13 protein-coding genes are annotated in these 13,632 nt (G+C 69.9%); 2 read left to right on the top strand and 11 right to left on the bottom strand.

What is annotated here, in order from left to right:
* Positions 1-15: 15 nt before the first annotated feature.
* Positions 16-348, bottom strand: coding sequence for a hypothetical protein (locus tag JOD64_RS19090; RefSeq protein ID WP_204943461.1), 333 nt, complete (start codon positions 346-348; stop codon positions 16-18).
* A complete protein-coding gene (locus tag JOD64_RS19085; RefSeq protein WP_307813494.1) occupies positions 345-770 on the bottom strand; it encodes a YbaB/EbfC family nucleoid-associated protein in 426 nt (141 codons plus the stop codon). The genes JOD64_RS19090 and JOD64_RS19085 overlap by 4 nt, the downstream gene beginning before the upstream one ends.
* 76 nt (positions 771-846) lie before the next feature.
* Between JOD64_RS19085 and JOD64_RS19080 the strand changes: the two genes are divergently transcribed.
* Entirely contained in the window at positions 847-2,088 is a 1,242-nt protein-coding gene (locus tag JOD64_RS19080) for an SUKH-3 domain-containing protein (RefSeq protein ID WP_204943460.1), read from the top strand.
* An 87-nt stretch (positions 2,089-2,175) separates the two neighbouring features.
* Here the strand turns inward: JOD64_RS19080 and JOD64_RS19075 are convergent, their stop codons facing one another.
* The 8 genes from JOD64_RS19075 to JOD64_RS19045 all read right to left on the bottom strand — a co-directional run bounded on the left by JOD64_RS19075 (position 2,176) and on the right by JOD64_RS19045 (position 9,710).
* Positions 2,176-2,850, bottom strand: a complete 675-nt coding sequence (locus JOD64_RS19075) for an RlpA-like double-psi beta-barrel domain-containing protein (RefSeq protein WP_204943459.1) — start codon at positions 2,848-2,850, stop codon at positions 2,176-2,178.
* 64 nt (positions 2,851-2,914) lie between these two features.
* Positions 2,915-3,586, bottom strand: coding sequence for a M15 family metallopeptidase (locus JOD64_RS19070; RefSeq protein ID WP_204943458.1), 672 nt, complete (start codon positions 3,584-3,586; stop codon positions 2,915-2,917).
* A complete protein-coding gene (locus JOD64_RS19065) occupies positions 3,583-4,713 on the bottom strand; it encodes a D-alanine--D-alanine ligase family protein (RefSeq protein WP_204943457.1) in 1,131 nt (376 codons plus the stop codon). Before JOD64_RS19065 ends, JOD64_RS19070 begins: the two co-directional genes overlap by 4 nt.
* On the bottom strand, positions 4,710-5,723 hold the full coding sequence (locus JOD64_RS33110; RefSeq protein WP_239559580.1) for a threonine ammonia-lyase: 1,014 nt from the start codon (positions 5,721-5,723) through the stop codon (positions 4,710-4,712). Before JOD64_RS33110 ends, JOD64_RS19065 begins: the two co-directional genes overlap by 4 nt.
* 26 nt (positions 5,724-5,749) lie before the next feature.
* Positions 5,750-6,907, bottom strand: coding sequence for an acyltransferase family protein (locus tag JOD64_RS33105; protein WP_307813492.1), 1,158 nt, complete (start codon positions 6,905-6,907; stop codon positions 5,750-5,752).
* 85 nt (positions 6,908-6,992) lie between these two features.
* A complete protein-coding gene (locus JOD64_RS19055) occupies positions 6,993-8,057 on the bottom strand; it encodes a sensor histidine kinase (RefSeq protein ID WP_204943456.1) in 1,065 nt (354 codons plus the stop codon).
* Complete coding sequence (locus JOD64_RS19050; protein WP_204943455.1) at positions 8,054-8,719, bottom strand: response regulator transcription factor; 666 nt, start codon at positions 8,717-8,719, stop codon at positions 8,054-8,056. Before JOD64_RS19050 ends, JOD64_RS19055 begins: the two co-directional genes overlap by 4 nt.
* A 346-nt stretch (positions 8,720-9,065) precedes the next feature.
* Positions 9,066-9,710, bottom strand: coding sequence for a G5 domain-containing protein (locus JOD64_RS19045; RefSeq protein ID WP_204943454.1), 645 nt, complete (start codon positions 9,708-9,710; stop codon positions 9,066-9,068).
* A gap of 817 nt (positions 9,711-10,527) precedes the next feature.
* Here JOD64_RS19045 and JOD64_RS19040 point away from each other — a divergent pair.
* Positions 10,528-12,999 carry an ATP-binding protein gene (locus JOD64_RS19040; protein WP_204943453.1) on the top strand — a complete coding sequence of 824 codons (2,472 nt, stop codon included), beginning with the start codon at positions 10,528-10,530 and terminating at the stop codon, positions 12,997-12,999.
* On the opposite strand, the gene JOD64_RS19035 is transcribed toward JOD64_RS19040, so the two are convergent.
* Positions 12,988-13,482, bottom strand: coding sequence for a hypothetical protein (locus tag JOD64_RS19035; protein WP_204943452.1), 495 nt, complete (start codon positions 13,480-13,482; stop codon positions 12,988-12,990). The genes JOD64_RS19040 and JOD64_RS19035 overlap by 12 nt on opposite strands.
* Positions 13,483-13,632 lie beyond the last annotated feature (150 nt).

Below are 13,632 nucleotides of genomic sequence, written 5' to 3'. Positions count from 1 at the left end.
CGACGTCGCCAGCCGTCAGCGTTGGTCGGCGGCCCGACCGAACCGGGCGGCGCTGGCCCCGTCGGTCTGCACGCTCGCATCGACCGCGTGGACCACATCGCTGCCCAGCTCGGTGAGCCGGTGCCCGACGCCCGCCCAGGCCCGCAGCACGGTCTGCTCGAACCCGCGGTAGTTGCGTTCGAACGCGGCACCGATGTCGTCGCGACCCCAGGGCCGAGCCCCGCTGGCAGCCTCGATGGCGCCGCCCTCCGCCGCTCGACGGGCCGTCACCGCCTCGCCCGCGAGTGCCAGGTCGGCGCCGCCCCGGCGGGCGCGGGACGGATCGAGCCAGAGCTGCCCGTCGGTCATGCCTTCCCCTCACCCCTGCCGAGCACGGCATCGGCCCGGCCGAGCAGCGCGGCGTAATCTCCGGTGCGCAGGAAATCCACCGAGCCGGAGCCGGCCGGCATGGCCTCGGCAACGAGGTCGCGGGTGGCGTCGGAGGCGGCGCTCGCGGCGGCCCGGATCGTTTCGGTGATTTTTCGGCTGAGCGCCCCAGCGTCCCGATCGCGGTAGACGGTCGGCGCCAGCTCGACGTCGATCAACTGGCCCTGGGCGCCCACCGTGGCCGTCACCTGGCCGTCCGCCGACCGTCGAGTCACCCGCAGCTCGGCGAGCCGCGCCTGCAGGGTGTCCAAACCGGACCTGAGCTGCTGGTATTGCCCGTACACGTCGTCGAATCGGGCCCGTAGCTCGCGATTGGCGGTCCGGTCCGCGTGTTCCCCCACCACCACCCCTCCCGTCACCGTCGGTAGAGCGGAACAATACCGGCCGCCATCGATCCGTGTGGTCCGGTAGTTTCAGTGTGTGATCGACCGTCTACAGGTAGAGCAACTCGCGGCCACCTGGGCCCGTCGCGACTCGCAGCGCCTCGGCCACGAGTGCACAGCGATGGTCGACGAGTTCGACCTCGGCTACGTCATCACGTCCGTCGTGCCCATCGAGGTACGCACGGTCCCCGGAGACCTGCCGACGACAGTCATCGACAAGCAGACCGGCAAGGTCACCACCTGGCCCCGGGTGCCGAGCACGGTGGTGGCGGAGATGTACCGGCGCAGCCAACCCACCGAGCCGACAGCCCCCCGCACTGCCGATCCGTCGAGCCTGCTGGCCCGGGAAATCCATCGGATCGTCACTCCGAACACCGCCGCGCATCTGACCATCGAAGGTCGAATCTGGACAGCCCAGGGCACGAAGGCGGACGTCCCACTGAACCATCACCCACTCGTCCGCACCTACCTGGACCAGCTGCCCCCCGGCGACCTGGTCCGGGGTGGGGAAGCCCACGCCGAGATGATCGTGGTCTCCGACGTCCTGCACGAGTACGACCACCGTCGCGCCGCCGAGGGCATCGCGCCGATGGGTCGGGCCGAGGCGGCGGCACTGCTGGAGGACGCCCGGTTCGAGGTCTTCCGGATCCGTGAACCGGGTGATCCGGCTGGTGGCCCCGCCGACCGGCCCTGCGATTCGTGCATCAGCTTCCTGGTACGGGCCAACGTTCTGCCGGACGCCGCTCGGGCCTACACCGAAACCTGGCGCGCGCCGGCGGAGCCCGACCCAGATCCGGGGCGCTTTCCACCGGAGGTCGCCAACGCGCTGGTCGCGGCCGGTTGGCGACCGCACATCGGGGACCAGATCATGGCTGCCGCGGCCGTGCGCGATGTCACCGCCGTGCCGGGGCTTGCCCACCGGCACACGGTGTTTCCCGCCGCTGTGGAGGCGCTGACCGCGTTCCCCAGTTTGGTCGGTGCCCGGCGCGGCCGGGGCGAACAGGTGTGGATCTCCCGATTCGACATCCGCCCGCACACCGTCGCGCACACCGCCGACACGCTCGCGGACTTCGGGGCGGTGCTCGGCGTACGACTCTTCCCGATCGGCACCGAACAACAGGACAGCATCCTGGCGGTGGACGAGCGGGGTCGGGTGTTCGTGCTCGATCAGGCCGGCGAGTGGTTCCTCGGCGACACCATCGACGCCGCGCTGACCACGCTGCTGCTCGGCCGTGCCCCCGCCCGGGTGCGCGACGACGGCACCTGGCAGGCCGATTAGAGGGCGGCGCGAGGCGGTCGGCAACCTCGACGCAGCCTTCGGCGCAGCTCAGGAGGGGCCCCCGCTCGACCGGGGCCCCTCCTGACGTCAACGCAGCACTTCGACCGTGTTGCGGCGGACCAGGTTCTTGCCAGGCTCGCGGATCTGCTCCATGGCGGCTGCGTTGAGCAGCACGCAACTGCCGGACGGGCCGGTCACCGTCACCGTGGTCGCCCGGTTGTTGTCCAGGTTGGTCACCCGCAGCCGCGTACCCACCGGGAACTGTCCGCTGGTCGCCGCCGGGACGCCACCCTCGGCGAAGAAGGTGATCGCCCCCGAGCAGGCCGAGCGGGGTGCCGGCCCCGAGGCCCCGGGGGACGCCGCACCGGGGCGGACCGTGCCGGCGCTCGGCTGCCCGACCGGCGGCGCCCCACCATCCAGCCGTTCCACCACGTTGCGACGGATCACGTTCCTGCCCGGCTCCCGGACCAGCTCCATTGCGGCCGCGTTGAGCAGCACACAACTGCCCGACGGACCGGTCACCGTCACCGTGGCCGCCCGGTTGTTGTCCAGGTTCGTCACCCGCAGCCGCGTACCCACCGGGAACCGGTCGCTGGTCGCCGCCGGCGCCCCGCCCTCCGCCGAGAAGGTCACCGAGCCGGAACAGACGGACGACCGGGCCGGGGCGGTGCCGGCGAAACCGAAGCTGGTCCCCACCGCCACACCCGCCGCGGCGAGCACCGCCACGGTCGCCGCCAGCACGTGCCTGCGCTGCACCCTCATCGCCGTCACTCCCGTCCTCGGTGGTGTCCTTCACTCCCTGGTACGGACGGGGGCGCGCTACCGTTCAGCCGGCACGGCTACCGATCGCGCGGGCCGCCAGGTCCACCGGCCCGTACCGGGTGTGCGGTGCCCCGGTCATCAGCGCCCAGTAACGCTCCCCGTACGACCAGTGCCACCATTCGGTCGGGTAGTTCACCATCCCCGCTCCGCCGAGAGCGCCCACCATGATCTGCCGGTGCCGGCGGGCGGTGGCACCGATCGTGGGCGCGTCGGTGAAGCAGGCGTCGTCGCTGTCCTCCGGGGTGGCGTCGATGACCGTGCCCAGGTCCAGTTCGACACCGTCCTCGGTGCACAGCGTCAGGTCCACCGCCCCGCCCGTGCTGTGCGGGGCCACCTCGACCGGCGAGACGAACTTGGTGGTCTCCCGGTGCAGTCGCTCCGGGGACCAGTCCGGGTGCCGTCGACGCAGCTCGTCCCGGTAGCCGGTGAAGATGGCCAGCTGCGCCTGGTACGGCCGGTAACCCTCAACGACCAGCAGCCGGATCCCGCTGGGCAGGGCACGCTGCGCGGCCAGCAGGCGGTCGACGACTCCCGCGCGCAGCCGGGCGTACGCCCCGGCGGGGTCGGCCGCGCGATCGTCGAGCCGCAGCTCCGGCAGCTCACGCAGGTCCAGCAACTCCTCGCCGTCGTCGGCGCTGGGCACGGCCGCCACCCGGGGGTCGGAGAGCAGGATCATCGGACGCCCCCCACGGTGATCGCGGACCGTTCCGCATACCGGGTACGGGCCAACTCGACGAGTCGGTCCACCACCTCCCGATAGCCGACACCGACCGCCGCCCACACCTTCGGGTACATCGAGTGCGCGGTGAAGCCGGGCATGGTGTTCAGCTCGTTGACGTACACCTCGCCGGTCGTCTCGTCGTAGAAGAAGTCGACCCGGGCCAGACCCCAACCGCCGATCGCGGCGAACGCGCGCAGCGACAGGTCACGGACCCGCGCGGTCACCTCGTCCGGCAGGACGGCGGGGACGATCATCGGATCGGCGTCGCCGAAGTACTTCTGCTGGTAGTCGAACCAGCCGCCGGTGACCCGTACCTCGCCCACCGCCGACGCCTCGGGGCGCCAGCCACCGAGCACCGCGCACTCCAACTCCCGGCCGGTGACGCCCTGCTCGACCATGACGTGCTGGTCGTGGCGGAGCGCCTCCTCCACGGCGGCGCCCAGGTCGTCGCCCTCGCCGACCCGGGAGATGCCGATCGAGGAACCCATGCTGGCCGGCTTGACGAAGAGCGGCCGGCGCAGCCCGAGGACCAGCTTCTCCGGGTCGTCCGCCGACCGGTAGGTGTGTGCGTCGAACGCGACGTACGGGGTGACCGGAATGCCCTCGGCGCGCAGCGCCCGCTTCATCGCCACCTTGTTCATGCCCACTGCAGAGGCGAGGATGCCGCACCCGACATACGGCACGTGCAGGGACTCCAACAACCCCTGCACCACACCGTCCTCCCCGAACGGGCCGTGCAGCACCGGGAAGACCACGTCCAGCTCGGCGTGCACCGCGCCAGGGGCGTTACCGGCGGCCACCTGCACGACGCCCGGACGCGGACCGGCCCGCAGCTCGACGGCCGGCCCGGTCACCAGCAGGCGGTCGTCGATGGCCCGCTCGCCGGCCGGCTGGTCGCGCAACTCGGCCAGCAGCGCGTCGGACACCAGCCGAAACCCGCCGGTGCGGGTGACACCGATGGCGACCGTACGGTAACCGCCGCCGGCGAGTGCCCGGACCACCCCGAGCGCCGACGCACAGGAAACCTCGTGCTCCGCCGACGGTCCACCGAACAGGACTCCGATCCGAGTTGGCGCACTCACGCCGCCACCCCTTCCACAGTCGCCGCCTCGGCTGGCCGTTGGACCATCAACCGGGCCACCAGCGCCGCCTCCACGTTTCCGCCGGTCAGCACCACGCCGACCGTCCGTTGCCGAGCGGCCTCGGCGCCGAGCCGGAGCGCGCCGGCCAGACCAGCCGCCCCGGACGGCTCGGCGAGCACCTTCAGCTCCATCAGGATCAGCCGGAACGCCGCCCCGATCTCGTCGTCATCGACCCGGACGACCCCGCCCAACGCGTCACGCACGATGGCGAACGGCAGCTCACCAACGCAGGACGGCCGCAGCCCGTCCGCGATCGTGGGAGCCGGCGTGACCGGGACGCGCTCACCGGCCGCCAAGCTGCGGGCGAGCGAGTCACAACCCGCCGGTTCCACGCCGTACACCTCGATGCCGGTGCCGGCGGCGGCCAGGCACGCGCCGGCCACCCCGCCACCACCACCGACCGGTACGACCAGCACGTCCAGCGGTGTCCCCAGGCGCTCGGCCTCCTCGATCAGTTCGAGGCTGGCCGTCCCCTGCCCGGCGATGACGTCCGGGTGGTCGTACGCGTCGACGACGGGGTGACCGCTCTCGTCGCTGAGCCCGTTGGCCACCGCCACCCGCTCCTCGACGCCGGTGCCGGCAAGCACCACCCGCGCCCCCGCCGCGCGGGCCCGGTCGACCTTCGTCGGTGCCGCGTCCACCGGCAGCACCACGGTCGCCGCGAGCCCGTGCTGCCGGGCCGCCAACGCCACCGCCACCGCGTGGTTGCCGGTGCTCTGCGCGATCACACCGGTGTGGCCGGCCGCGGCAAGCCGGCCGACAGCCCGCAGCGCACCACGCATCTTGTACGAGCCGCCGTCCTGGAGGTTCTCCGCCTTGAGCAGCACTCGCGCCCCGGCCAGATCGTCGATCACCGGGGACCGCAGCACAGGTGTGCGGACCACACGGCCGGCAAGCCAGCGGGCGGCTTCCTCGACATCGGCCCGGACCTGGCCAACGGTGCGTGACATCGTTTCTCCTTCGTGTGCGGGTACGGTCAGCGCCGGTGCGACGCGGCCAGCTGATGCAGCGCGGTCAGCTCGTGCGGCGCGGGCGGCTGATGCGGCGGGGCTGGCTGGTGGGACGCGGGTAGGCGGTGCGGCGCGGGTAGGTCGAACAGCCAGCTCGCACGGGCTGCCAGCAGCCCGCGGTGCAGCGCCAGGCTGAGCGCCAGCACTGCCGTGGTGAGCAGGACGGGGTAGCCCAGCACCAGCAGCGCCCGGCCCGTTCCGGCCAGGCCGGAGACCGGGCCGGCGAGCAGCCAGTGCAGCAGCGCGAGGACCGGCATGTGGATGACGTAGACCGGCAGCGTCCGGCGACCCAGGGCAGACAGGGCACCGCCGATCCGGGGCAGGTCAGCCACCTGGGCGGCAGCGGTGACGCCGAACGCCACCGCGGCGAGGGACACCAGCAGGCCGACGCCGAGCCAGCGCCCGGCACCCGCCGCCACGGCGGCGAGCGCCACGGCGTACAGGCCGAGGGTCCACACCAGCCGCCGCCGGGTGGCGGTGGCGGCCCACCGTTGGACGTACGGCCGCAGGTGCAGGCCGGCGAGGAAGAACACCAGGTTCTGGTAGAGCCCACCGCGGTTGCCGGGAGTGTCCAGCAGGCCGGCCGCAGCGATCGCCGACAGTGCGCCGGCGGCCGCGATCAGCATTGCCGGGTGAACCCGGCGCAGCACCTTGGCGAGCACGAAGTAGAGGGCCAGCGCGTACAGGTACCAGAGGTTGGACGGGGTGACGGTCAGCTGTGCCAGCAGGCCTTTGATGTCGGTGGCGCGATCGGTGGGAAAGTCCGGAACGAGGGCCAGCACGGCGGTGTGGATCAGCAGCCAGGTCGCGTAGAGGTAGAACAACCGACTCACCCGGGAGCGGCGGACCACGCGCCACGGCCGGTGGATGGCGTTCGCGGCGAAGAGCCCGGAGATCGTGAAGAACAGCGGCATCCGCAGCGGCAACAGCTGCTCCCCGAGCACCCCCCAGGCACCCGGCACCGGCAACCCGACCCGCCAGTCGATCTGCAGATAGTGCTTCACCACGACGTGCCAGAGCACCACGAGGATGAGACAGCCGCCCTTGGCGACGTCGGCCCACACGACGCGCGCCGGGTGCGGGCCGGCGGCGGGCGCGATTGGCGCGGTCACTTCGGTCGTCACGGGCAGTCTCTCCTCTCGGTTTTCGGGCATGCCGCAGGTGGGATCCAGCGGCACACGGACCCCGGGGTGATGCGGGTGGGAGCGTTCAGATCGTGTTGGGTAGTTGGACGTCGACCCGCAGGCCGCCGTGCTCGGCGGGCCGGGCCGCGATGATGCCGTCGTGCGCCTGGGTGATCGAGCGGGCGATGGCCAGTCCCAGGCCGGCGCCTCCGCCATGCGAGGTACGGTCCCGGGCGAGCCGGCGGAACGGCTCGAAGAGACCGGCCACCGCCTCGGCCGGCACCGGTTGGCCGGTGTTGACCACGGACAACGCGGGCGTGCCGCTCACCGCGACGGTCAGCGAGCCTCCCCGCCGGTTGTACTTGATCCCGTTCTCCACCAGGTTGCTGACCAGTCGCTCCAGCAGCACCCGCTCACCGACGACAACCCGGGGTACGAGATGGGTGTCGATGGTGACCGCAGCCTCCCGAGCGCGGTCCTGGTACCCGGCGAGCACCGACGTGACGATCGCGTCGAGCCGCTGCGGTATTCGCGAGCGCAGACCCTGATCGCTCTCGCTCAACGCGAGCAGGCCCTCGATCAGCCGCTCGTTGCGCTCGTTGGTCTCCAAAAGTTGGCTGGTCAACAGCTCCAACTGCTCGCCGGTGAGCGCCCTGGCCATGCCAACCTCGATGAGCGTCCGCTGCACGGCCAGCGGAGTACGCAACTCGTGCGAGGCGTTCGCGGCGAACCGCCGCTGCCCCTCGTACCCAGCGGAAATGCGCTCCATCATCTCGTCGATCGCCCGGGCCAGCCGAGCCAACTCGTCGCGCCCCCGTGGTCGGATCCGGTGACCCAGGTTCTGCGGGCCGAGGTGCCCGATCGGCCCGGCCAGGTCACGGACCGGGCGCAGGCACCACACCGCACCGAACCAGAGCGCCACCAGGACTGCCAGGGTCACGAGCAGAACGGCCACCAGCGGCAGCACGAACGCCCCCGGACGCACATTTCCGCAGACCGTCGTCAACCCGGGCACGGGGAGTTCACAGAGCTGCTGCCCCCACGTCCAGGTCACCCCCGTCAGCCAACTGCCGACCGCCGGCAACAGCGGCCCGGCCAGCAGTGCCAGCAGGCCCACGAGCAGCACCCGGCGTCGGGGCGTCCAGGTCACGACGTACCGCCGATGCGGTAGCCGGCCTTCGGAACGGTGTGGATGACCGGGGGGTCACCGAGCTTCTTACGCAACGTCATCATGGTGACCCGGACGGCGTTGGTGAACGGGTCGGCGAACTCGTCCCAGGCCTGCTCCAGCAACTCCTCAGCGCTGACCACCTGCCCGTCGGCGCGCAACAGCACGTGCAGCACGGCGAACTCCTTTGGGCTCAACGCGAGCGGACGGCCGTCCCGGGTAGCGACATGCCGGCCCACGTCCAGGACCAGGCCGTCCTGGGCGAGCACCGGGGGCAGCGCCGGGGTGGACCGTCGACCGAGCGCCTGCACCCGGGCGACCAACTCGGCGAAGGCGAACGGTTTGGTCAGGTAGTCGTCCGCACCGAGACCGAGCCCCTCCACCCGGTCACGGATGCCGGCCGCCGCGGTGAGCAGCAGCACCCGGGTGCCGACCTGTGAGTCGGCGATGCTGCGGCACACCTCGTCGCCGGTGTGCCCAGGCATGTCCCGGTCCAGCACCGCGACGTCGTACCGGTTCACTCCGATCCGCTCCAGCGCACCGTCACCGTCGTAGCAGACGTCGACGGCCATCGAAAGGCGGCGCAGCCCTTCGGCCACCGTGTCCGCCAACAACCGCTCGTCGTCCGCCACCAACACCCGCACGTTTTCCGCTCCCCCGAGTTCGGCCCGCCCCGGCATACCGTCGCAGGCGCGGGTTAAGAGTTCCGTAAGCACCCGCGAACGCCATCCTCCACGGCATTGCCCCAGGGACAAGTCACCGCGACCCGGGGGCCGTCAGGTTCGTGCCGGCCGGCGACTGCCCACGCCATCTGTCCCAAGAAACCCAGGCGGGCGACGATCGAGGGTGAGCTGCGTCACCAGGCGGCGGGGTCGCTCCGCCTAACAAGCGATATACCTCTGAGTCATAGATATGACTCAGAGGTATATCGCTCGCTGCTTGCCCTCCTCCAGGGAGGTGACGCTGCGTGAGCACAGACCGCTGAGTGGCTCAGTCGCAGGCGGTGCCGTCGCCGTCGCGGTCCAGGTCGTAGATGTCGTCGCCGATCACCCTGATGGGGCCATTGACGTAGGCGGGGCCGTTGCCGCTGCCGCCCGCGCAGTCGACGTCGCTGACGATCGGAACACAGCCGCTGTAGTTCGGGTCGCACTTCGAAGACTGCGGCTTCTTGGTGCCGACGGCGACGACCTGGGCCACCGCCTGCTTCGTGACGGTGGACCTGACCAGCTTCCTGCCCGTGCGCACGCCATCGGTGGTGGTCACCTCGTACGTCAGGGTTCGTACTCCGTTAACGCCCCTGGTCCGGACGACCCGCTTGCCCTCGGCTAGGGACGGGTCCTTGACGGTCTTCTCGCCGTACCGGACGGTGGCTTGCTCCGTCTCGGTCGTCACCTTGACGACCGGCAGGGACGCGGCATCCGACGGGGTCGGCGAGGCTGACACCGAGGGCGCCGTCGTGTCGGCGGCGGCAGCTGGCGTGGCGACCGGGGCGGAAGCCTCCTCGGTCGGCTCGGCGGGCGCTGCCACGATGGGCTGCTGCGCCTGCTCGGCGGCCGTGCCGGTCTTTGTCGGCTCGGGCTCGCCGGCCAGCGCGCCGATGATGGCGGTGCCAGTATCCTCCGTCGTGCTCGTCACCTGCGCCGTTCGCTTCGCATCGATAATCAATGGGCACTGCCTCGGACAACGAGACGACACCTGCGGCAAACCTCCAGGCCGGCTGGCCAGAGCCGATCGTTCGGCTGATTTGTCAACAAGAGTCGCAAATCCGCACGCAGCGCGCCCTCGCGCGGCCCCTCGTCGAAGGACGACAGGTGATGTGTCGAGATGCCGTCAGCAGGCGGGCTCAGCGCTGCCCACGTCGAACCAACCGCGACGCGAGCCCGTGGCAAGCATCGGCTCAGACGTGGCCACGACGAACCCTTCAGCAAGGGCCCAGAGGCCGATTGATGTCATCACCCTCGGCGTCCACACTGGTGCGATGCCCGAACCGTCAACGCGGAGATTGCGAACCTTGGCCCTGGGGGCGTCCGCCCTCACCCTCGGCGGAGTCGCGATCGCCTGGAAGCTCCATCGCGTCGAAACGCTGAGTTGGCTCGCCGGCATCGGAAGCTTCGTGTTGGCAGCCGTCACCCTCCTCAACTCCGGCAACTCCGGTGGCAGCACGCAACGCACCTTGCTGGCACGGCTCGGTGGGAGGATCAGGCGGGTCTTCCTCTCTGCGGGGGACGGGAACACCACCATCCGCGCGACAACCGGCGCAACCATCGAGGACATCACGATAAGCGGGCCGCCTCCATCGGCCCCGCCGCCTCCATCGGCCCCGCCGATACCCCGAGAGTCGCCGACGGACAGGCTCACGCCAGCCATTCGGGCAGACCTGGCAGGTCGGGCCACAGTGGGCTCCGCACCTGCTCGTGCCGTCGCGCCGGAGGGAGACCAACCGCACGGTCCCATGCCGACTCTGGTGGTGGACGGTCTCGTCAGTCGCACGGACCAACTGGATCGGGTGTTGGACGGCATCCGGCGTAACCTCGACGGGACGGTCACCGTCCTCGGGGCAAAGGGCATGGGCAAGACTTCGTTCCTCGGGCTGCTACGGACGGCCATCCAGCGCGATTTTCCGGACGTCGTAATGATGCCCATTCGAGCGAACATGACAGCGGAGCCCTACGGGCTGAGTGAGGACTATCGGGGCGAGTACGGCCCAGACGCCACAACCGTCGTCTCCGCCCTCCTGTTGGAGAAGTCGACACAGTTTCTCGGGGATCTGGCGCAGGCGGCAGCGCGGCAGTTTCCTGGTTTCCTGATCGCAGCAGAGGCAACACGAAGCGCAGCCAACACCGTCACGGTGAACAATACTTTCACAGCTAAGACGTGGGGGAGACTGTCCAACACCGCGCTCGAGATGAATGTCGGAGGTGAGAGTCCGATCGAGCGCATACGGCAGGCTCAACGAAGCGTGGACGAGGCGTTCGTCGCCGACTGGCGCAATTTCATCGCGGGCCGACGGGCGGTCCTGATCATCGACGGTTTCGAAACCCTCATCGACGACGCGGTGGGCCAGTGGTTCGTCCGACTTGCAGCCCGCCTACCAGACACCACCGTGGTGCTGTCGCTCGTACCACGCGAGTTCGCCGAGCACGGCCAACGGGTGTTGGATCCGGCCCTCGTTCAGGAACTGCCCCGGTTCACCACGGCCGAGACACATGCCTACCTGGCACACCATTTCGGTGACCAGGTCGGTCCACGCCTGACTGGCGTGGTGTACGGCTTCACCGGCGGCCACCCGTACGGGCTCAGTCTCGTCGTGCAGTTCATGCGTGCCCGCCGCGAAGAGGCGCTGGACCCGGGCCGCCTGCAGGATCTGCTGTCCCAGCTCTCGCAGGGCGACCGGCAGGTGGGCGATCTGGTCCGGGCAGTGATTCGACCGGAGCGTAATCCGGACGTCTGGCGGGTAGCCGAGATCGCCTCCCTGCTGAACAGTTTTGACGTACCGATGCTCGTATCCATTCTTGCCGGCGAGGATCTGGCGACCGCCCCGGAACGGGTGGGCGACGCGGTACGGCGGATCGAGCACTTCGGTTTCACCGATCCGCTGCCGGTGGTCGGGCGGTTCCGTCTTCACGACTTCATCCGGCCTTCGATGTCCGAGGCGCTGCGGGAGTTTCAACCCGAACGGTGGACGCACATTCATCGACGCGCGGCCGCGTATTACTACGAGCGCATCATGTCACTGGAAGACAAGACATCCACGGTGTACGGCTCATGGTTCAAGTACGAGAACGTGGAGTGGCAGATGTACGAGGCCGAGTGGTTGTCTCACTCCGCCCAGCTCGTCGACGAACGGGAAGTCGTTCGCGCCCAGTTCATCGTGCTTTTTCTAGAGGCATTCTGGTGGTGGGCGCTCTACGTCGACTTCTCTTTCTGCCACCAACTGCTGGACAGCTGGCAGCGGGCGACCCGCGACGATCTGGACCGCGACCTGGTCAAGGAGATGCGCCGCTTTCACGGAAATTATCCGACGGGCCCGGACAAGCCGGCCGGCGCACACTGGACCGAGGTGCGCCACGCCCTACGTACAATCGGGCAGCTGTGCGGCGTTCACAACGGATGGCAGGATGCACGCTATTCGGCAGAGGTCCAACAGATCCGCCGCAAAGCATGGCTCTATCTGGGCCTTTTCACCGCCCACTCGTACTGGTACGACGGCCAGTTCGGTGCCGCCGACGCCACGTACCGGAGGCTTGAGCCGGAGTTCCTCGACCACGACGATGAGTGGCTGCTCGCCTGGATCTACTTCGAGTGGGCCAAGGTAGCGCTCGCTGCTGGTGATCGCCCTTCCGCCGGTGCGCGGTGCCGGCAGTCGAGCGGGTGGCTCCGCAAGCTGGCCGAAACCGGGGAATCCGAGTCAGAATTGCTGGCCAACCTGCACCGACTGCTCGGTGACCTGTTCTCCGACACAGACCGAACCATCGCCGCACAGCAGTACGGCCAGGCGGTGAAGCGGGCCTTCGTATTCCACCTGTCGGACGACCCGCTCGGCCCGGCGGTCAGCGGACCGGACGAGTACACCGCCCAGTTCTACGCCGAGATGACGTCCCGAGCGGCCGCCGGGCTTGCCGACTGGTGGCAGGATCCTCGCCGGGAAGCCCTCCTGACGGCTTTGGTCGAGCCCACCGCTGGCAAGGTGCCGCTGACCATCCAAGCCGACCTTGACTTGGACGTGGGGCCCATGGAAACCAGGAGACAGGTGGTGGAGCGGGTTTTGCCACGCGGGCCACACGCGGATGAACTGTACCGCCGCTCGGGAACCTTCATCGACTACTGGGGGGATGTGGTCGAACACCTCAACCTGAACGTCGCGGCCGAACTGGATCGCATCGACGAGCTAGCCGCCAGGCTGATGGGCAGCTCAGCCGAGTGACGTGTCCAACTCAAGCCGGTTGACCAGCCAGCCCGTCTGCCACCGTCGCTCCGCGTCGTATCGGTCATCGGCGGGATCCGGTCGACGGGCCTGGGCCGCCCGCGCGGCCACGTAACCGAGGGCCGGAACCGGATAGGTCTGGGCCATCTCGACGGCATCAGCCAGGTAACCGCAGAGCCGCGCGGCGACTTCCCTGCCGGACAGCGCCGCCGCCCTCTGAAGGCGCAGGGCCACCTCGCTCACCCCGGCGAAGGGGTCGGTTTCGGTGCGATGGTTGCCCGACGCCAACAGCTGATCCGCCACCTCGGTCAACAGGCGACCGCCGGGGTCGCCATACTCAGCCGCAGCGTGGACGGCCGTCCGCCCCACACACGCGCGCACGAACGCGGCGCCGGCATCGGCGTCCCACTGCGGCACAGGCTTTGCCAGCCGCCCACGTTGGGCCATGACCTTGTGGCCCGCCACGGTGATCGGGCCTTCCAACTCGACCGACCACAGCTCGTCGTGCAACCAGTAGGGCAGGTCCTCGACGCGGCACGCGTACAGCCCGCGTTGACAGGGGACAGTGGCGGTTGCCTGCAGCCAATCGGTTGACCAGGTCTGGCCGGAGAAGGGCGCAACCTGGCCAGAGGC

Source organism: Micromonospora luteifusca, from assembly GCF_016907275.1.
GTDB classification, from domain to species: domain Bacteria; phylum Actinomycetota; class Actinomycetes; order Mycobacteriales; family Micromonosporaceae; genus Micromonospora; species Micromonospora luteifusca.
Note: the sequence above shows the minus strand (reverse complement) of the source record. Positions and strands in the feature narration are given on the sequence as shown.